Origin of the sequence: Coleofasciculus chthonoplastes PCC 7420 (assembly GCF_000155555.1) — a bacterium.
Lineage (GTDB): Bacteria > Cyanobacteriota > Cyanobacteriia > Cyanobacteriales > Coleofasciculaceae > Coleofasciculus > Coleofasciculus chthonoplastes_A.
On sequence record NZ_DS989852.1, the window covers coordinates 249,189 to 269,427 of the forward strand.

Consider the following 20,239-nt stretch of genomic DNA (forward strand, 5'->3'; position numbering starts at 1 on the left):
CAAAACCCGCCCTGATTCATAAATCTGATGACACTACCCACATGGATTACATTTTCTCGATTACTGGGATTGCCCTTTATTCTATACGGACTGCATGATCCCACGGATCAGACGCGCTGGATTTGTCTGGCAATCTTTCTCATCGCCGCAGGTACGGATTGGTTAGACGGCTATCTGGCGCGAAAACTGGATCAAGTTACGGATTTAGGAAAATTTCTTGACCCGTTAGTGGATAAATTATTAGTCTTAGCCCCCCTTTTAGCCTTAATCGAATTGGGTCAAGTTCCCGCTTGGGGCGTGTTTCTGATTTTAGGGCGGGAATTAGCGATCGCGGGTTGGCGAGTGAACCCCAATTTGACCCAGGAAATTAGTGGCGCAAATATTTGGGGCAAACTCAAAACCGTAACTCAAATTACAGCAGTTGCCCTATTAATTGCACCACTTCCGCAGGTGTGGGAGATGCCATCCCTTGTCCTATTTTGGTTATCGGTTGTCCTCACCCTAATTTCTGGCGGAATTTACCTTTTACCTCAACTCGCGGCTAATATTTGGTCATCTAAGGAGAAATCCACCTCCGCTTCATGACGTCCAGATGCTAGGTAATCATTTTGGAATGAGTCCTTAAGTCCCGATATCAAGTCATATTCCGGTTCCCATTTGAGTTGAGTCTTGGCTTTCTGGACATCAGCAAAAAAGTGTTGGGTTCGCAGGGGGAACGCTTTGCGCTTGCCAAAATCAAACTTTTTGGGGTTGTAATGTAAGAGGTCAAAATCCTCTGGAGATTTACCCGCCGCGACAATACAGGCGTTTGCCAAGCCGTCAAAGGTGACATAACGATCGCCGGATACATTATAAACTTGTCCAATCGCTTGCTGGTTCCCTAGTACCAGAGACATGGCACGGGCTAAATCTTTACAATGTCCCAGTTGTGTGATATATAGACCACTACTGGGAATTAGGAGCGGGCGATCGCGAACGATACGGTCAAAGAACCAGGCTTCTAAGTCGTTGTAGTTTTGAGGTCCATAGATATAGGTTGGGCGAATCGCGGTAAAGGGAATTCCTTGGGCTTGTAGGTAAGCTTCCGTCTCATGTTTACCTTTGTGACGGCTTTTCGGATCAACGGGATCACCTTCAACATGGGGCATTTGGTCAGATTGTAAATAGACTCCCGCCGAACTCATATAGACAAAATGCTGTACTTTGTCTTTAAATATCTCAACTAGGGGTTGGGTGTCACTGAGTTCCCGCCCATTATTATCAAAAATGGCATCAAACGCTTCTCCCGACAGCTTTTCCTTGAGTTGAGTCGCGTCTTTGCGATCGCCATGAATCTGTTGTACCCCTTCGACAGGCGCTGGTTTATTGCCTCGGTTGAACAGTACCACCTCATGTCCTTGTTCAACCAAGATTTTGGTTAAGTAGACTCCGATGAAGCGAGTACCACCCATGATTAAAATTCGCATGATTATCCTTTCTGTCTAATCCCGTATGGAAATTTTACAGGTATTTGTCATTCGTCTTATGTCTTATATCATTCGTTGTTTGTCATCTGTCCTTGGTTACAGATTTGTCATCCTTCATCCAGAGTCCGTCACCTCAAAAGTCCTGATCCAAACCACCACCAGAGAATTAGTAATCTGATCGCCTCTGTCTGTTGAAGAGCGATCGCATTGCCTAGATTACCGCATTGCCATGGTTCAAGACTACTCTATCGAGTTTACTGACTACCTGCGATCGATTTGCGATCTCTATAAACAGTGGTGGAAGCTTGACAAACTGACGGATACGATATACGAGCAACAGGATGCATCAGGAAACCCGCGATCGCCCTTTCAGTTTAATTTAACGGTACAGCGCCTCAAACCGCCGCCACAGGAAGGAAACGAAACACCAGAGACGTTGCCCATTTTAACCGGATTACGTCAATATGCGGCAAACCATGTCCTGTTAGTTGGGCAGCCCGGTTCAGGGAAATCGACGGCATTAATTCAGTTTTTGGTAGAACAAGCCAAACAAGCCCTTTCTCACCCCCAGAATCCGATTCCTGTATTGGTACAGTTACGACAGTTTAAACCATCAGAAACTCATCATTCAGGGGTATTATATCTGATTCAAGATTTCTTAGAAATCCACGAGTTGCTACTGGAAATTTCGGATATCAAAAATCTGCTACGTAATCGGCGATTATTTCTGCTGTTAGATGGGTTAAATGAGTTGCCTAGCAACTCAGCCCGACGAGATTTAAAAGCATTTCGCCAGAAGTATTCGCATCTACCTATGATTTTTACAACCCGTAATTTGGGCGAAGGCTGGGACTTAGGTATTCGTGATCACTTAGAAATCGAACCCCTGAATCCGTTACAAATAAAACAATTTATTCACTATTCTATGATAGGGCAAAATAAACAACCATTACAACAGTTATCCAATCACTGGCGAGAATTGGGTCAGACGCCGTTTGTAATGGAAATGCTGTCTTTCCTCGTTCAGAAAACCGGGCATATTCCCTCTAGCCTAGCCGAAACATTGCGTCAGTTTACACAGTTATATGAACGCGGTTATAAAGAAGATGCTCCGATTAGCGATGAGTCTCGGCGCTGGTGGTCTCGCTTGCTAGAAAAGCTAGCATTTGAAATGATGCAGGAAGACAATTCGACCGATTTTAAGTTAAATATTTCTCATCGAAAGGTTAAGAGTATTTTTACTGAATTTTTACAAGGGAAGGTGAATTATCCAGATGATTTGGCAATCCGTTGCTTAGACGACTTACTCAAACACCATTTAATTGTTCGTAGTCAGCGCTTTAGCGCTTCTGGCACTAAAGTGCCTACTACAAACCTTGTTAGTAGTGAGCGCTTTAGCGCTTCTGGCACTGAAGTGCCTACTACAAACCTTGTTAGTAGTGAGCGCTTTAGCGCTTCTGGCACTGAAGTGCCTACTACAAACCTTGTTAGTAGTGAGCGCTTTAGCGCTTCTGGCACTGAAGTGCCTACTACAAACCTTGTTAGTAGTGAGCGCTTTAGCGCTTCTGGCACTGAAGTGCCTACTACAAACCTTGTTAGTAGTGAGCGCTTTAGCGCTTCTGGCACTGAAGTGCCTACTACAAACCTTGTTAGTAATGAGCGCTTTAGCGCTTCTGGCACTAAAGTGCCTACTACGAACGTAGAATTTTCTCATCAACTGATTCAAGAATACTATGCGGCTGAGTATCTGCTATCGTGGCAAAAGATTCTCGAACTCAATGATAATCAATTAAAACAAGACTATTTAAATTATTTGAAATGGACAGAACCGTTGGCGTTAATGTTGGCATTAGTTGACAATAAAGCGCAGGCGGTGCGTATGGTTAGATTAGCGCTAGAGGTCGATTTGCGGTTAGGTGCAAGATTCGCTGGGGCAGTTAAACCCGAATTTCAAGAAAAGACTGTGGGTTTAGTGGCTCAATTAACTGTTACGGAAGCGCTAAAAACACATTTGTTGGGAATAACCCGATCAGAATGGGCAATTGAAGCGCTAATTCATAACTTATCTAGTGAAGAGTATTATATCCGGTGGAGTGCCGTTAATGGGTTGGGTAAAATTGGCTCAGAATCGGTTATTGATGCACTGGAACCAGCGTTAACTGCTCAAGATAAAGGGATTCGTTGGACTGTAGTCAAGGTTTTGGGAACAATTGGTACAGAGAAAGCGATTGCACAATTGCGTCAACTGGCTTTCGATAAATATTGTAGTCAATATGTGGTCGAATTATTAGGAGATAGTGGCACTGAATCGGCAATTGAACTATTAGGTGAAGTTTTGTTCAGTCAGGATAGCTCGATTCATTGGTGTGCCGTCGAAGCTTTGGCAAAGATTGGTACAGAATCTGCCATTAATTTACTCCAGAAAGCTTTGTTATATGGTGAAAGTGATTTGAGTTATAATGCAGTGTATGCATTAGCTAAAATTGATACGAAACTCGCAATTGAGGTACTGACACAAGCATTAGAACATGAACAAGAATCAGTTCGTTTTCGTGCTGCTTTAGCCTTAGTAAAAAAGTCGAATGAAGCAGTTATTCCAGTGCTATGTCAGATTTTAGCAAATTTTGATGATGAGATCGCGTATCAAGCCGTTAATAGCTTATTAAGTATAGGTACTGAAGCCACAATTCCTGGATTACATCAAGCCTTGTTCCATCCAAACGACTCAATTCCTATGCGGGCGCTTGAAGGATTAGTGGATATTGGTACAGCCGCAACGATTCCAGCCCTGAGTGATGCATTGCGCGATCGCGACTTAGCAGGATGTCTATCCCAGAGGATTACTGAGGTATTAAAAGAGATTGGTACATCAGACGCGATCGCGGTATTGAAACAGGCGTTATTTAGCGATAATTATTGTATCCATGAATATGCGGCTGAAGCGTTAGGAACTATTGGTTCTGAAGAAACGATTAAGATTCTTATCGAAGCCTTATCTCATCCCAAGCATTCTGTACGCTGTTCTGTTGTTAATGTATTGGGGAATATTGGCTGTAAATCCGCTATTCCAGAATTAATTGAAGCCTTACAAGATAAAGAGAGTTCTGTTCGTTCCCGTGCGGCTAAAGCCTTAGAAACTATTGCTGATTCAGAGGCTGTTACCGCATTAATTCAGGCGTTACACGATGAAGAGTCTTTTGTTCGTTGTAGAGTGGCTGAGGCATTAGGAATCATTGGCGCACCGGAAGCTGTTTCTGCTTTAGTTGATGTTTGGCAGGATCAATCTGTTTCTGTATCTAGCATCGTGGCTGAAGCCTTGGGTAAAATCGGCACGACAGAGGCAATTAAGGCGTTACGGCAAGCCTTATTGAATGACAATAAATTTATTCGTTGGGATGCGGCTAAGGTATTACAAGAAATCGGCGGATCGGAACTATTACCTGATTTGTCTAAAATGTTAGCAAAAACAACCTGCGATCGCACGCCTGATATACTTGATGTAATATACGCTATTCAAGACCGTTATCAATTTTACAACCAATCTGTAGCTGAATCTCCACTATCGGTTCCGGATCAGTCTGGTGATCCCTTGATAGATAGTCTAGAAACAATCATTCAAATCCTCAAAACTATGTCAAACAACCCTACCAATAATTTCAAAGGTGCTACTTTTAACGGCATCACGGGGACTGTTACTGGAAATATCGTCGGCGATAATATTGGTAGTCAAAACAACTACCCCGCCGAACAAAGACAAACACTTACTGAAGCCGCCGCCGAGATTCAGCAATTATTAGCACAACTGAAAAACTCTAACCCAACCTTAACTGAATCTGAAAGACAAAGTGTTGTTATCGAAGCCATTAACCAAGAAATAAAACGCAATCCAACCTTTAAGCAGCGACTACAAAGTGCGTTAAAAGCAGGTGGTATTGAGGCATTAAAGTCACTATTTCCTGCCGTCAATATTCCCATTGAAACCATTAAAGGCTGGATGGAGGCTGAATCCTGATCCGTTTACCCGTCTACTCTAAAAAGGCAGCACTCTACCTTATTTCTACCTCAACTTGACATGATATTAAGCCATTACACAATACTCTCACCGAGAACAGAACATTTTGCTGAACTGGCTCTGGATAGGTAACTTTTAATCATAAGCCATCGCTATGATTTTTTTTTGTGGCTGTCTTGAGACATCATTCTGTGTAGATTCTGTCCAATATAAATTAGGACAAAGTAGATAATCCAATGGCAATTTTAATCCGGTTAACTCCATATTTGGAATTGTTGCACATTGGTCGAAGCTGAAGCCAATTTTCGCCTCATGCTCAATTATATGTAACTCTCGGATTACCTGAACCTCAAACAACATCTTTAATGTTTTTACCGACAAAAAACCATTTTCATGCAGAAAAATTCCTAATGGCAAAGAATTATTGTATGCACTATCTATGACTCGTTTAAGAGAAGTTTCTTTAACTAAAGAAACTTCTAGAATTAGAGAGTACAATCCTAATCCATCAGTGCGGTGACTCGCCGCGACTAAACACCCTTTATTTAGCCAAAAAAAATGATTGGTTTTGTATACCAACATTAGTAAGCCTGTTTTATGGCTTATCTGTAAATATTTAATGATTTCATCCAAAAAAAAATCCGTTAAATCGCCATTAATACTCATTGAATTAAACCGATAAAGAATTACACAAGACTCATTAATTGATACCAGCATACTGTTAAAAAAATCAATTTAGCAATAATCAGTGATTACTGTTTCAATCAATTACCGTTCATATTAATTTATCTCAATCTATTTGCCATTAGACTTTAGGAATAGAAAACATCTGCATCTGCCAAAGTGAATAAATGAAGCTGCCATTTTGCCTCTAGGGGTTGGGCAATTGCCGCAAATGCTGGGTCAATCAACTCCCGTGGTAGGTTAAAATTGTCTAGCTGCCACTCAATGCGGGTGAGAAATAGCCCGGTGTCAAAGGGGAGCATCCCAATTTGGCACGTTGGCTCTTTAAATGGGGCTGAAACCCTTGCCATTGCGTTACTTTAGGTAATGCTTTGTCCAAAACGGGATGTTCCCTGTCAAAGTCTGTGTGCTGGTCTGCATGAATGATGTTACCGCCGTTAGCATAAATAAAATTGGCAAACTTGGCAACTAATCCCGGTTGATCAGGACAGGAGATTAACAGCGTAGCCGTTTGGGGTTGATGCTTTCCCTTGCTCATTTTTTTCCCTGTAGCTGAAATTCATCGCTGAGAATGCAGTGATTCTATCAATTTATTCCGTAAAAATTGTATAAGCTAAATCAGAAAACCCTTATCGACGCTTTCCTTGATGAATCTAAAGCCGATGACACCGCCAATCATTGGAATTACCACCTATAACTATAAGCCAACGGGAAATTTTTATTCCCCGGCGGGTTATACTCAGGCAGTCCAGTCTGCCGGAGGGATACCCATTTTGCTTCCGCCTGTTCAATCTGATCCTGCCGTTTTGCTGAACCAGGTGGATGGGTTAATTTTTACAGGTGGGGGTGATATTGATCCCGATTTCTACAATGGTTCCCCTCATCCGACAATTTATGGCACTGATCCGGAACGAGATCAGGCTGAATTGGCACTCGCAAAACTAGCATTGGCGAAACACAAGCCTGTTTTAGGGATTTGTCGCGGCTTAGAAGTGCTGATGGTAGCTAGTGGGGGAGATTTAGTCCCCCATCTGCCAGAGGAATTTGGGGAAGCTATCCTGCATCGCGAGGAAATGCTTAAACCGAGTCAGCATACGGTGCGGATTTATGCCGATAGCCAACTGTCTGGAATTATGGGAAAGGAGGAACTTACTGTTGTCTCTTGGCATCATCAAACCGTGCGTACAATACCTTATGGTTGGCAGATTGTCGCCAAAGCCGAAGATGGCTTAATTGAAGCATTAGAACACAAACAGCATCCTTTTGCGATCGCGCTGCAATGGCATCCGGAACTCTCCCTCCCAGATTCCAGACATTTTTCCATTTTCCAAGCATTGATTCAAGCCGCAAGCTTTGATCAAGACGCATTAAACCCGAATAGTTTTCATTTGCAGACGACAGGCTGGGGATGTGGATAAACTTACCTAAACCGTGACGGTTTTTGAGATATAGCAACCGCCATAGCGGTTAGGACACATCATTTATGTTCCAGACGCGCCATGGCGCGTCTCTACAATGGTGCCGAAAGTCCTAATCGATGTGTCTACTGCTATAATTGCCAATTTTAGGATAATTTATGCAGAAAAAGAATTGATTTCATTCTAAAAATGCATAAATTATCCTAATTTCATGCCTAAATATACGAAACTGCAAGGTATAGCACTCTTCGATTGAGTGGCAGACATTGCAGTAGTTAATATGATTAATCGATTCATTCCGGAGGAACTGGCGATCGCGCCTGCTTATCCTGCCGGATATCCACCCCATCTCACCTTGAGAGAGGTGTCAATTGATGGCAATACCTCCGTCCAGATTTGGTCGCCTAAATCTGACGCCATCTTGCTGCCTGAAGAAGTTAACCTACTTAGGAGCGATCGCCTGCGTGTAGAAGTGATATGCTCTAGATTAGTTTGGTTACTTGGAGCAAATTGTTCAGAAAATGATGACTATTTAGGAGCTAACGACAAGTTAATTTATCAATGGGAAGATGTTACCTATTTTGCGGGTAAATATGGGTTCAACCCTAACGTTATTGATATATTGTTTTGTCCTTCAACGATTCGCCCGATTTACGGATCATCAGTCCAACGATTCGGCACACATTTGCCAAACACCCCGGTACAGTGGGTTATGGAACCCGCCTGCTGGGAAATTTTTTTCCTGGAAATTAAACCCGTGGTTGGGGGATTTAAGGCTGAACCCCGCAGCCAACTTTTATCGGTTATCGTTTGGACAGGTCAACCAATTAGTAAAACGGTAGTCGATACCTGATTGTTCGGATAAGCTGTCATGCATCTAAATTGGGTATTCATAGCGAACAAGATGCTCCATGTAGCGAGCAAGATGCAAAGCCTGCGGCATGGCTTCGCTAAACGCACTACAAGGATTTTGCTATTATTGACGTTCAAGATTGAATTTTTCTCCCCCATCTTCCCCATCTTCCCCAGCTCCCCCAGCTTCCCCATCTCCCCATCTTCCCCATCTCCCCATCTTCCCCATCTCCTTGTCCCCCTTACGCGGTAAATTCATTGTCAGATATATAATTGGGTGAGGATACAAGAACATGAAGCGCCGCCATTTTCTCAAATACACCAGTCTGGCAAGTACAGGATTAGCCTTTGCAGCTTGTAACTCGGGGAATCTGTCCACTTCCGGAAAGAATAACTCATCTGAATCCTCCTCCGTCTCAGAGGTTGACTTTGGCAAACTCGAAAAAACGTACCTCAACCTCGGTATTATCCCGATTACCGAAAGTGCGCCCCTGGTTATCGCCCAAGAATTAGGCTTTTTTGCTCGCTATGGACTTAATGTCAGCCTGAGTAAGCAAGAGAATTGGCAGCAAATTCAGGATGGCTTACTCGACTATCAGTTAGATGCGGCTCAAGCCTTGTATGGAATGCCAATGATGGCACAATTAGGCTCCGAATCCGCCCCCATGGTTGCCCTGATGGTACTCAATCTCCATGGCAGTAGCATTACCTTATCTCCCAAAGCCTGGGACGCGGGAATTCGACCAGCGATTGAATATTTCACCTTTCAGGAGTTTGCCGATTCCTATCGCCAATATGTTCGCAAATTCGAGGAACCGCCAATCTTTGCTACTGAGTCAAATGCTTCGATGGATTATTACATTAGCCGCTATTGGTTAGCCGCGATGGGGATTAATCCGGAAAGTGAAGTTGAATTTATGGAGATTGCTCCCTCCCAAATGATCTATAAAATTCAAGCCGGGGTGATGGATGCCTATAGCAGCAGTGAACCGTGGAACCAGCAGACAGTTTTACAGGGAAATGGATTTATTGCCAATACCTCGCAGAATATTTGGACGGGACATCCGGGAAATGTGCTAGCCACGATGCAAGCTTGGGTGGACGAACATCCCGCAACCGCTAGGGCTTTAGTGGCGGCGATTCTAGAAGCCTGCCAGTTTTGCGAACAAGCCAAAAATCGCCGCGAAATTGCCCAAATTATTGCCCAAAGCAGGTATTTGGATACGGATCAGGACTATATCGAACCTGCTTTATTGGGCAACTATAGTTATGGTGGGTTTGACAACCAGGAACGGCTGGAAACGATTCCTAATTTTTATCAGTTTTATGGTGACAATAGCGATGATCCAGAGAAGCCAAATCCAGTCAATTATCCCTGGCGTTCTCATGGGATGTGGTTGCTGACTCAGATGATTCGTTGGGGTCAAATTGAGCAACAAGATTATCCCAAGGATGCTGATGAAATCTTAGAGAAAATTTATCCGTTAGACGTTTATACAGAGGTGGCGGAGACATTAAAGATTGAGCTACCGAGTGATCCGATGAAAGTAGAACCCGCCACCGTTTTTATTGATCAACGCCAATTTGATCCGAGTGATCCGATTGCTTATCTGAATAATTTTGAGATTCAGGCATAAGTGGGCAAAATATTTAGGGTCTGCTGAATAAGTCTTGTGGTGGGGGAAGAGAGCAGGTGGAGCAGAGGGAGCAGAGGGAGCAGAGTTAAGCTGTCATGCATTTAAATTGGGAATGGGTAGCGAGCAAGATGCAAAGCCTGCGGCATGGCTTCGCTAAAGCCTGCGGCAATGTGTCTCCTCTTGTGGATGCGTTAGAAAGGCAGCATTGGGCAGTCGTCCGGCTGAGAACAGATCCAAGTGCTGGTCGCGATCCCAAACGATTTCCTCCCCGCAGCGGATATAGCGGATGCGATGCATGGGGATGTCTCCATCCGTTGACCAAGAGGCAAAGGGTTTTTCACGAATACCTTCTTCAGACCTGCGCTCGATATAGCCAATGGCAAAGGCGCTGCGGTCTAGACGTGCATCCCAGAGAATGCGATCGTAGATCTCGCGAATCGTCGCCATTTTTTTCTTCTGGACTTTTTGCTCTGACATGGCTACGCCAAGGGGTGTGATGTATGCTGCCTTGTACCTCTGGAAGCAACGGTGCTACAATTTGCCTGAGGCAAAGTGCGAGCGATCGCTCACGAAACAATGAGGAGTTGAGGTATACTACTAATATACTACAAGATTCTGTTTTAGGAGTATGACACCTTAAGACATAGCGTTTAAACTTAAAAGCATACGTTATTTGTGGTGTTCTTTATCTTAACCAATTCATTGCCTAGATATGATTCATTCTCCTTCCTCTGATACTTCAGAATCACAAACATTTAAGGTTTTATCAATAGACGGAGGAGGGATTAAAGGGCTATATTCAGCCAGAATTCTAGAACATTTCGAGGATAGGTTTAGGTGCCACATCGCTGATTACTTTGACTTGATTTGTGGTACTTCGACGGGAGGCTTGATTGCACTGGGGCTGTCTCTAAATATCCCTGTCGCGTTGATCAGCAACCTATACTACAGACGAGGCAAACAAATTTTCCCACAGCGAAATAGCTTTCTAAGTTTGCTTAAACAGATTTTTCTGGGAAGCAAGCATGATAACAGCGAATTGAGAAAAGCATTGCAAGAAATGTTTGGAGAGCGAACCCTTGCAGACTCTCGCTGTTTGTTGTGTATCCCCGCATTTTCTTTAACTGATGGTAGACCATTCATTTTTAAGTACGACCATAATGAAGGCAATTTACGTAGAGATAGCAAAACAAAGTATGTTGATATAGCTCTTGCAACAAGTGCAGCACCTGCTTACCTGCCAATTATTACTATTGATACTTATGATCGTAAACAATTTATTGATGGAGGAGTCTATGCCAATAATCCAACTTTAGTTGGGGTAGTAGAGGCGCTTAGGTACTTTGTTGGTAACGGCAAAAGGTTTCAAAAGCTGATGGTGATGTCTATTGGTTCTCTAGAGCCAAATCCTGGTAGACGCTTTGTTACTAAACATAACCGTTCAGTCCTTGACTGGAATCAAGATCTGATCGCCACGTTTTTTGAGGGGCAAGCTTATGTTACAAGTTACTTTGTGGACACTCTAGCAAACTACTGCGACTCTTCTTTTGATTATATTCGTATTCCTAGTGCGCCTTTATCTCCACAACAGGCACAAATTATTAACCTCGATAATACTTCCAGTGAGACATTGCAGTTGATCTCACAGATGGGTGTAGATCAGGCATTGTTTTGGGGCAGAAAGCCAGAAATTGCTGATTTTTTCAAAGAGCGTAAACTATACATTATTACATGATTACATGGCAAACTGTCATCAATTGTTCTTAGAATTTAATAATTTAATTGCCTTAGACTCTAAGCGTAAAGAAACATTACGTACATCTCGTGATGCCGTGCGAGAAAGGATCAGACGGTACTTTCGGGATAAGCAGAATGGCTTTGTTCCAAAATTCCACGGGCAGGGTTCATTCATGATGAATACTATCATAGAACCGCTTGATGGGGAGTTTGACATTGATGATGGTATCTATTTCAAATTAAAAGCAAAACCACTTCAGGCTGTCAGCACATTTCATAAATGGATTTGGGAAGCTGTCAATGGTCATACGAAACAGAATCCTATTGACAAGCAAACCTGTGTCAGACTTGTCTATGCTGGACAATATCACCTTGATCTGCCCATTTACTATATTATTGAAGGACAGACTCCATATCTAGCCCATAAGGGTAGAGGATGGATTCAAAGCGATCCTAGAGAATTTAGAAAATGGTTTAATGACAAGGCTGACAATGACGGTCAGCTAAAGCGAATTGTTCGTTATTAAAAGCCTGGAGTGATACAGGAAAGGTGAGTTTCCGAGTGGATTAATTTTCTCCATTTTAGCAGCTAATAATATTGTTTTTGATGAGCGAGATGATGTAGCTCTTTATAAAACTCTACTCAACATTAAGAACAGTATGCAATGGAATTTTGTATGCTACCGCCCGACAACTCCTGCCTTTGAAAACCTGCTGGAGGATTACAGCAAAACTAACAAGAATTATTTTTTAGGGCAGCTTGGTAGTTTCATTCAATCCGCTGGGAAAGCCTTAGATGAGAAAACAAGCCAGAAGGATGCTTGTCAGGCTTGGCGGCGTCATTTTGGTGAAGAACGATTTCCTTTTGAATCTGAAGAATTCATCGAGAATTATTTTTATGTTGATATTAGATATGAATTGAAGATAGATTGCCTTGTTTCACAAAAAGGCTTTAGACCTCATTCATTAAAGCAAATGTTTTTAAATAGATTACCTTTGCTTAGAAATAAAACATTAGAATTTTATATTGTTGACTGTAATGTGCCAAAACCATTTCAAGTTAAATGGAAAGTTCGTAATGTTGGAAAGGAAGCAATAAGAAGGAATCAAATTCGAGGAGAAATTTTAGATGATAGTGAAAATCATAGAAGAATCGAATCAAGCAATTTCTATGGATCACATTTTGTGGAATGTTATATTATTAAAAATAATATTTGTGTAGCACGTTCCAGAATTAAAGTTCCAATTTCAGAGTAGCATAACTATGACTGTTATTTCAAGATAAGTGAAGTGTGACTGCTAGATTCACAGTTTGCAATCTGATTTAGCGATCGCATTTTATCCTTCAACATGAGAATATTATTCATCTGGAATAAACTCAGCCAGAAACAAAGCAAAATTCCTGTAATGCGGACATTTGCTCTTGCAATCGGGTAACTTCTCGATTGAGTGGTTCAGGGCATTGGGCTAGATTGCGAACTTGATTGATCCAAGTCTGTAATTCAGGTTTTAGTGCTTTATACAGTGTTTTAGGACAGGCAAGTAACAATATCGTTAGCCACTCGGCAAAGTTTATTTTTAAGCAGGTAAAATCCCCGGCTTTATCTAGCAAACTCCATTGTTTTGCGATCGCCACCTGATACTGTTGACTAGACACAACTTCCTGGACAATGGCAAACAAGGGATTGGCTTGAATCGCTTCTCGCAATGCTGGAAACATATCCGTTGCATAAGTAGATGATTGTAAAAGTGATGCGAACTCAACTGGAAGATGCTGCATAAGTGCTATAACTACTTCATCCAAAGAATTAGATTTCTCTAGCAAAACGGGTAATTTGTCTGCAAAATAAGGGGCTGCTATTGCACACCACTGTTGTGGAGTGAGAGCAACATGAAAGAAGGTTTCATATAACTCTTCTGTTTTCTGTAATAGGATATAGCCTCGACTGCGGTTTGTTGCCGGGTCAAGTGGCTCAAACGCTTGCCATAGAAGCGGTAATGGCACCCAATGTGGTGGATATTTGAATCGTGCCACATCGAGTAGAAGCACTAAATCTCGCTGTGGATGGTAGCCCCCAATGGGTGAAAAATGTCCGTCTCCAGTTTGTCCCAAAACTTTGCGGCTGTAGGCAGCAACCATGTGAGTACCATGGGTTGTAGAAGTAGTCTGTTGAACATCCTGCCGGAACTCGTCTAAGCTCCTCTCGGTATAACGGTAAGCGGATACCTTTGCGCCATTACAACGAGAGATGCAGACGAATTCATCCAGGGTAATGCCTGTTTCCTGAATCACTGGGAGAGATCGGCAGCAGTCCAGCATTTCCTCACCATACCAGCGCCATACCCCTCGCCAGATGCGTCCCGGATCGATTGCCAACGCATTCAGCACAACCACCATTGTTCCCAAACCGCAAAATGCAGGTTCGGCTTGGGTATGAAACTGTTCAGCAAGGGCAAAGTATCCTTCCATTCCTCCCAGTTCCAACGCTTCACGAAAAATTTGCCTCCCCTCAGTTGAGGAGAAGACAATGCAGGATTCTGGCAAAGGACGACGGTAAAATCCTTCAGTCTGAGCAGCCATAATCTCCATGATTGAGAAAGAATTGATGAACTACAGGTACGATGACTTTAGATGACTTATTTGAGGTGGTGCCACAGGCGTGCAAGATGCTTATCAACGTCGCGCTAACCCAGCGAAGACGGCACTTGTTGCGAACATAATTAAGCTATAGATGGCGGCTGGAATGGCTATGCTTGGCGTGTTTAAGAAAGTTGGTGCGCTGGCAATGGTAATGGCTAAAGTACCGTTTTGAATACCGACTTCTACCGTAATGGCTTTGGCGCTACGGATATCTATAGCAATCCTAAATTGATTGTGGCAATTTTCAAAACTGAAACCCTTGCTATACCTTGATTTCAAGCCGTCTACTTGTTGCATCCTATTTAGGATTGCTATAGCTTAGCCAAGGTAGCGAGTGTAAACCCCAGTAGCATTGTACTCATGTTTAAAGCGAGGGTAACCCAGCCCACTTTCAAGAAGAAGCTGGCAACATTAGCGCGTTCTGCTGCCAACAAACCCACGATAATTAGGGCTAAAAAGAATAGAGAGAGCCACTTAACCCATTTTTCTACCTGTGCGGCAAAACGAGGAGCGTAGTGGTGAATTACCATGCCTAATGTCACTGGAATCAGGGTAATAACAGCAATTTGAATGACTGTCATCAAGAAGGGTAGCTGTAGGATAGTAGACTCCCCCAGAAAACGCTGCATCGCTAGGTTAACGACCAAAGGAATCGTAAATACTGTAATCACGCTGCTAATTGCCGTCAGCGTAATGGATAGGGCAACGTTACCCTGTACTAAGTAGGTGACTAGGTTGGATGTGGGTCCACCAGGGCAAGCCGCTAAAACCATCACGCCAACCGCCAATTCTGGAGAAAGCGGGAAAAGGCTAGCGAGTAAAAAGCCTACGGCGGGCAGCATGATAAGCTGAGCAATGAGTCCGAGAATTGCGGCTTTGGGTTCAACTAATACCCGCTTAAAATCATCAACTGTCAACCCTAATCCCATACCCAGCATAATGATAAATAGGGCTAAGGGAAGAAAAATTGCGGTTAAAACGTTTGATTCCATTGCTCCTGTACACACTACTTACGTTGACAGCGCCCTTAGATAAGCCAAACTTTTCCCTGTTTGCCAGGAGTGAGTTTTACTAGAATTATCACCTTATGTCTGTGCTACACACTCGCAACCCTGTAAACTTTTGCAACAACTAGCGGTATTTTTGCATAAAAACCAAACGAGCGCTTCAAAAAGAGCAGTGTACTGATGACCCACTCAGCTTTAAGTCACGTCGCCGTTGAACAATACCCATGCACCCAATATGCGATCGCCCGATATTGTCGGTTGGGTTGAAGGATGAAACCCGACACTCATCACTGCTTCTCCACCTTTTAACTCTGGTGCGATCGCGTAATCGAGTCATGAGACTGGGATGAAACTGGCTAGGTGCAACTGTTTTGAGACCATAATAGGGGTAAGTGCTTTCAAGTGCCGTTTGAGGTACTGTTGTCAATGTCGAAAACTTCAGAGGTTTGAACGTTACCGCTATGGAAATCCAACGGGTTATCTTAAATAACATTGGGCTATTTGAAAACCTGGAAATTCCTTTAGCACCCACCGAGCAAAATCCCAGCAATATCACCGTCTTTGTTGGTAATAACGGCGCGGGTAAAACCTCTGTGCTGAAAGCCTTAGCAACCTCCCTGAGTTGGTTTACGGCTCGTTTACGCACAGAAAAAGGTAGTGGTAACCCTATCCCCGAAGATGCCATACTTAACACCGCCAACGCCGCCAGTATTGAAATAGAAATTTGTGATGCTTCTGGAACATCAGACAATCCGAATCAAAACGAGATCCAGCATCACTTCAAGTGGACTTTAGCCAAAAATAGAACAGGACGTAAATCCCGGTACACTAGCCATCTCAACGACTGCACTCGCTTAGCCAATCGTTATCGTGATGCCCTTACCCGTGATCACAAAACTCGCCTACCCATCATTGGGTTTTATCCTGTCGAGCGCGTCGTACTTGATATTCCCCTAAAAATTAGGACAAAGCATACCTTCTTGCAACTCGATGGTTACGATAATTCTTTAAGTCAGGGGGTTGACTTTCGCCGCTTTTTTGAGTGGTTTCGGGAACGGGAAGATACCGAAAATGAATCAGCAATGCCTGAAGATGTTCTCAACCAACTGAAACCATTATTGGAAACCAATCCAGACGCATGGCAACGGTTAAACGAACTCAATGCCTCAGCCAAAGATCGGCAATTAACCGCAGTTCGCACCGCCATTCGCCAATTTATGCCCCAGATGGATAATCTTAGAGTCCGTCGTAAACCCCGTCTCCACATGGCGATTGATAAAAACGGTGAAACGCTTAATGTCGCCCAACTTTCACAAGGCGAAAAATCTCTCATGGCTCTGGTTGGTGATATTGCTCGCCGTCTAGCCATGCTGAACCCTGCTCTGGAGAATCCTTTAGCAGGAGATGGTATCGTCTTGATTGATGAAGTCGATTTGCATCTGCATCCCTCTTGGCAACGCAGCCTGTGCGATCGCCTAATCGCAACGTTTCCCAATTGTCAGTTTGTGCTGACTACCCATTCACCTCTGGTGATCAGCGACTGTAAAAATGTTTTAGTTTACACCTTAACCAATGGTGAATTGCAACAATTGCCCTCTCAGTATGGGCAAGATGCTAATACTGTCTTATTAGATGTCATGGACACCAGCATCCGTAATCAGAAAATTGATGCTGAACTGAACGATCTGCTGGATGCCATACAAGATTTAAAGCTAACTGAGGCTCAACAACTACTCGCCAAATTAACTGAGGAACTACCCGCCAATCATCTGGAATTAGTCAAAGCCAAATTACTGATCCGTAAACAAGAATTGCGTCATGCGAACCATTAGTAAAGGGACTGAACCGTCCAGCTTAACAGCCTGGAAACGAGCAAACCCTCACGGACGCTACAACCAGTTAACTGAAGAGATTCGCCGAACTATTCGGCAATATGCTCTAGCAGAACAATTCTACCTTTGTGCCTATTGCTGTCAGCGCATCCAAAACATTGATGCTTGCCACAATGAGCATATAGAAGCTCAAAAATTGAATCCTAGACGCACAGTTGACTTTTCAAATATTGTCGCCAGTTGTAATACCTCTAATCAATGTGGTGATGCTCATAAATCCCAACCCCTACCCCTAACCTCACAAGGGTAGGTTTTTTAAGATTGCGGTTCAGGTAAGACAAGGAAGACAGGTAGACCAGTAGACAAGGAAGAGTGTTAACGAAAAATAGGGCGTTTCGGCTTTTTCCCGTTAGCTTGACCGAACCAAATTCTGTACGGTTTTCCCCCCTTGTCTACTTTCCTTCCTTGTCCCCCAAGTCTAGTCTCCACCCTTAAATAAAAAACCTACACCTGTCAGCTACCCCTAACTCCCCTGATGACAGAATGTGAAACAGAACTTCGCTTTAAAATTAGTGGTCGGGTAGAAGGGTTAAGCGAGCGGGCAATCGTCACGGTTCAAGTCTTAAACCTGGGAGATCATGAAAAAAATAACCGTGCCTTGATCGAAAAACGTAAGCAATTGTCTAATGCCTTATTAGAGTATGGTGTTGCTTGAACAATGCCCATGCACTCAATATGCGATCGCCCGATTTTTTCGGTTGGGTTGAATATCTTCGATAATCCTTTAGAGAAGATTTAGAATTTTGCCTGAAAGAATTAACTTTTGAAGAATCAGAATATGCGATTTGTGAAACGATTATTTTTCCAGTCCTCAAAAAGCAAGGACTTGACAGACTCAACCCAACCTACCGTGAAGGCTCCGCCTCCAGCAAGCTGCAAAGCCGCATCAGAGCGCTAGGTTGCAACATTAGGTTATGCTGGATATCACCCCTATATCGGTCTTATCCAGCATAACCTAATGTTGAATACAGAGTTATGCTGCCTCGAATTTTTTATGGTGACGTAGTTGAAAGCTGATCTATGAGCGTTGATCGTTTCCGGAAATTGTTGATAGACTGATGCTGGGTATCGGATAATGAGCAAATTAGGGTGTCCTGTGGGAAAATTTAACTCAGTAATAATTCAGCAGAATCCTAGATGGCAGAAAAAGTCGCAATCTTTTTGGATGTTGAAAACCTATCAGGCTGGCTGAAAGTTGATGGAGGAGAAGCGCTATTAGAACGCGCTAATGAGTTAGGGCGTGTAGTGGTTCGTCGAGCCTATGGGGATTTCAGTATTGCATCAGTCAGTGTACGTCAGCCAGAGCTTAATTTACTCGGTTTTGAGTTTGTCCACGTTTATCATCCAGTAAAAGGTAAAAACTCCGCTGACATTCAAATTGTTGTCGATGTTATGGAGTACTTGGCTCGTATTCCTGATTTGGAATGGGTTGTGCTTGCTACTGGAGATTCAGATTTTTCACCTTTGTTCAGACGTTTAAGAGAATTGGGTAAATCTGTAGTCGGTGTTGGACCGCGTTCTGCTCTTAGTGAGGCTGTCAAAAAATCTTGTAATCGATTTATTTACATTGATGAAGAATCAACTACTAATGGTGTATCTGCCTCGCTGAAAACAACTCAACTGCGTGAAGACGCACTAGATTTGCTGGAACGTGTACTTGGTAAATTTCCAGACGGCGTAAGCCTCTCTACACTGAAAAACGAAATGCTTGAGATTGACTCGGCATTTGATGAGCATAACTTGGGGTTTGGCGGATTTATGAAATTCCTCCAAAGCGCACCTGAGATAGTCAAACTATATCAAGTTAAACAAACTTGGCACGCAAAAGCTGAAGAAACTGGAGATGAATCTAATAAAGTTTCCCCAACAACAGCAAACTCAGAAATTGCTTTGGCAGAACCTACCGTTGACTTATATAAGCGTCTCTTACGCAAGAGTAGTTGGAGATCATGCGAATCATCTTTTCTCTGCGATGCTTTGGGTAAATTGAGAGAACGTTATCCCGATGGTTTTACTAGGAGCGAAGAGTTTGAGTATTTAATTAAAGTATTCGGACACAATCGGACTCGTGGGGAACTACGTTCTGCGATCTACCTGCTTTACAAAGCTGGCTATGTAATACAACAATCGCAGAAGCAGAATGACGAATATATTTGCATAGCCAATTCCCCTGAATGTGAGCGTTTAATGTCAAAAAAGATAGATACAGTATTGATAAATCGACTTGTTAAACTTTGCCAATTACACAATACAGCTTTTGTCCCTGAAATTGTAACTCAGCTTTTAATCAATTCCTACCCTAAAGAGCAGATTAAAGATTTGATTGTCAACACTTAAATTCCTTAAATTAGAGACTAATACTAACGTTGTGACACTAGCATAACAATCCTGCTGTACCGGAACCAATCTAATTTGTCGGTGAGATGCAAAGATTACCTGCGTTCGGTGAGCGGGAACCTTAGATTACTGAATTCTTGGTTGGGTTCTAGCCGGAAGTTTGTCAATATTCTGGGGCAAAGCAATCAGAGGTTTGATTCGTCCTATGTATCACATACTCGATTTGGTAGACTTGAGGCATTAATTGGACTCAGTTGACCTATGATTATTGCAGTCGAGCAAGCAATTCAACAGAAGCCACTTAGCTTTGACGAGTTTCTCGCTCGTCATGGTAGCGATAACCGCTACGAACTGATCGATGGAGAGGTGTTCGATTTGGAACCAACAGGTTTACATGAAGAAGTGGTAGCCTTCATTAGCGCCAAGATCTGTGTCCAAATTGACGCAATAGGCTTACCTTGGTTTGTGTTCCAGCGGGGACTATTGCGCCCTTCTAATGTTGGTATGACAGCATTTCGACCTGACGTTGCAGTTGTTGATCGAGATGAACTCGTAA

General features: G+C 43.0%; 17 protein-coding genes and 5 pseudogenes. 13 read left to right on the forward strand and 9 right to left on the reverse strand.

What is annotated here, in order from left to right; translation table 11 throughout:
- Positions 1-27: 27 nt before the first annotated feature.
- On the forward strand, positions 28-585 hold the full coding sequence (pgsA, locus tag MC7420_RS18085; protein ID WP_044207931.1) for a CDP-diacylglycerol--glycerol-3-phosphate 3-phosphatidyltransferase: 558 nt from the start codon (positions 28-30) through the stop codon (positions 583-585).
- Here pgsA and MC7420_RS18090 read toward each other — a convergent pair.
- Positions 531-1,466, reverse strand: coding sequence for an NAD-dependent epimerase/dehydratase family protein (locus MC7420_RS18090; RefSeq protein ID WP_006101901.1), 936 nt, complete (start codon positions 1,464-1,466; stop codon positions 531-533). The two genes, pgsA and MC7420_RS18090, sit on opposite strands and share 55 nt — an antisense overlap.
- Before the next feature lie 229 nt (positions 1,467-1,695).
- On the opposite strand from MC7420_RS18090, the gene MC7420_RS35400 reads away from it, so the two are divergent.
- Positions 1,696-5,478 (forward strand): HEAT repeat domain-containing protein, encoded by a 3,783-nt coding sequence (locus MC7420_RS35400; protein ID WP_006101899.1) that lies wholly within the window; start codon positions 1,696-1,698, stop codon positions 5,476-5,478.
- Between the two features lie 135 nt (positions 5,479-5,613).
- Here the strand turns inward: MC7420_RS35400 and MC7420_RS18105 are convergent, their stop codons facing one another.
- From MC7420_RS18105 to MC7420_RS44105, 3 genes and pseudogenes are all read right to left on the reverse strand, one after another.
- A complete protein-coding gene (locus MC7420_RS18105; protein ID WP_198016485.1) occupies positions 5,614-6,144 on the reverse strand; it encodes a DUF4388 domain-containing protein in 531 nt (176 codons plus the stop codon).
- A gap of 185 nt (positions 6,145-6,329) precedes the next feature.
- Positions 6,330-6,449, reverse strand: a pseudogene (locus MC7420_RS39935) (formyltetrahydrofolate deformylase); the annotation flags it as partial.
- A 110-nt stretch (positions 6,450-6,559) separates the two neighbouring features.
- A pseudogene (locus MC7420_RS44105) lies at positions 6,560-6,700 on the reverse strand (ACT domain-containing protein); the annotation flags it as partial.
- 124 nt (positions 6,701-6,824) lie between these two features.
- On the opposite strand from MC7420_RS44105, the gene MC7420_RS18115 reads away from it, so the two are divergent.
- Both MC7420_RS18115 and MC7420_RS18120 read left to right on the forward strand, forming a co-directional pair.
- Positions 6,825-7,580, forward strand: a complete 756-nt coding sequence (locus MC7420_RS18115) for a gamma-glutamyl-gamma-aminobutyrate hydrolase family protein (protein ID WP_198016486.1) — start codon at positions 6,825-6,827, stop codon at positions 7,578-7,580.
- A 280-nt stretch (positions 7,581-7,860) separates the two neighbouring features.
- Positions 7,861-8,433, forward strand: coding sequence for a hypothetical protein (locus MC7420_RS18120; RefSeq protein WP_006102018.1), 573 nt, complete (start codon positions 7,861-7,863; stop codon positions 8,431-8,433).
- Positions 8,434-8,556: 123 nt separating this feature from the next.
- On the opposite strand, the gene MC7420_RS43395 is transcribed toward MC7420_RS18120, so the two are convergent.
- A complete protein-coding gene (locus MC7420_RS43395) occupies positions 8,557-8,691 on the reverse strand; it encodes a hypothetical protein (RefSeq protein WP_006102102.1) in 135 nt (44 codons plus the stop codon).
- Between the two features lie 34 nt (positions 8,692-8,725).
- Here MC7420_RS43395 and MC7420_RS18125 point away from each other — a divergent pair, with 34 nt between their 5' ends.
- A complete protein-coding gene (locus MC7420_RS18125; protein WP_006102056.1) occupies positions 8,726-10,069 on the forward strand; it encodes a CmpA/NrtA family ABC transporter substrate-binding protein in 1,344 nt (447 codons plus the stop codon).
- A gap of 153 nt (positions 10,070-10,222) precedes the next feature.
- On the opposite strand, the gene MC7420_RS18130 is transcribed toward MC7420_RS18125, so the two are convergent.
- Entirely contained in the window at positions 10,223-10,546 is a 324-nt protein-coding gene (locus tag MC7420_RS18130) for a DUF504 domain-containing protein (protein ID WP_044207938.1), read from the reverse strand.
- A gap of 235 nt (positions 10,547-10,781) precedes the next feature.
- Here MC7420_RS18130 and MC7420_RS18135 point away from each other — a divergent pair, with 235 nt between their 5' ends.
- The 3 genes from MC7420_RS18135 to MC7420_RS18145 all read left to right on the forward strand — a co-directional run bounded on the left by MC7420_RS18135 (position 10,782) and on the right by MC7420_RS18145 (position 13,063).
- Complete coding sequence (locus MC7420_RS18135) at positions 10,782-11,804, forward strand: CBASS cGAMP-activated phospholipase (RefSeq protein ID WP_006102014.1); 1,023 nt, start codon at positions 10,782-10,784, stop codon at positions 11,802-11,804.
- Positions 11,805-11,808: 4 nt separating this feature from the next.
- Positions 11,809-12,333, forward strand: coding sequence for a cyclic GMP-AMP synthase DncV-like nucleotidyltransferase (locus tag MC7420_RS35405; protein WP_052307497.1), 525 nt, complete (start codon positions 11,809-11,811; stop codon positions 12,331-12,333).
- A 133-nt stretch (positions 12,334-12,466) separates the two neighbouring features.
- On the forward strand, positions 12,467-13,063 hold the full coding sequence (locus MC7420_RS18145; RefSeq protein WP_006102058.1) for a nucleotide-binding domain-containing protein: 597 nt from the start codon (positions 12,467-12,469) through the stop codon (positions 13,061-13,063).
- A 121-nt stretch (positions 13,064-13,184) separates the two neighbouring features.
- On the opposite strand, the gene MC7420_RS18150 is transcribed toward MC7420_RS18145, so the two are convergent.
- The 3 genes and pseudogenes from MC7420_RS18150 to MC7420_RS39940 all read right to left on the reverse strand — a co-directional run bounded on the left by MC7420_RS18150 (position 13,185) and on the right by MC7420_RS39940 (position 15,881).
- The gene (locus MC7420_RS18150; RefSeq protein WP_006101896.1) at positions 13,185-14,387 is read right to left on the reverse strand and encodes a phytochelatin synthase family protein; all 1,203 of its coding nucleotides are present in this window, start codon (positions 14,385-14,387) and stop codon (positions 13,185-13,187) included.
- Between the two features lie 93 nt (positions 14,388-14,480).
- A pseudogene (locus MC7420_RS18160) lies at positions 14,481-15,439 on the reverse strand (bile acid:sodium symporter family protein).
- 175 nt (positions 15,440-15,614) lie between these two features.
- Entirely contained in the window at positions 15,615-15,881 is a 267-nt protein-coding gene (locus tag MC7420_RS39940) for a hypothetical protein (protein ID WP_157453216.1), read from the reverse strand.
- Between the two features lie 34 nt (positions 15,882-15,915).
- Here MC7420_RS39940 and MC7420_RS18165 point away from each other — a divergent pair, with 34 nt between their 5' ends.
- The 5 genes and pseudogenes from MC7420_RS18165 to MC7420_RS18185 all read left to right on the forward strand — a co-directional run.
- A complete protein-coding gene (locus MC7420_RS18165; protein WP_006101906.1) occupies positions 15,916-17,286 on the forward strand; it encodes an AAA family ATPase in 1,371 nt (456 codons plus the stop codon).
- Positions 17,273-17,584, forward strand: a pseudogene (locus MC7420_RS18170) (hypothetical protein); the annotation flags it as partial. The gene MC7420_RS18165 and the pseudogene MC7420_RS18170, both read left to right, overlap by 14 nt.
- A 219-nt stretch (positions 17,585-17,803) precedes the next feature.
- Positions 17,804-17,983: pseudogene (locus tag MC7420_RS18175) on the forward strand (TIGR02646 family protein); the annotation flags it as partial.
- Between the two features lie 500 nt (positions 17,984-18,483).
- Positions 18,484-19,683 carry an NYN domain-containing protein gene (locus MC7420_RS18180; protein ID WP_006101980.1) on the forward strand — a complete coding sequence of 400 codons (1,200 nt, stop codon included), beginning with the start codon at positions 18,484-18,486 and terminating at the stop codon, positions 19,681-19,683.
- A gap of 261 nt (positions 19,684-19,944) precedes the next feature.
- The coding region (locus MC7420_RS18185; protein WP_006101905.1) for a Uma2 family endonuclease at positions 19,945-20,239 on the forward strand (295 nt) is incomplete at its 3' end.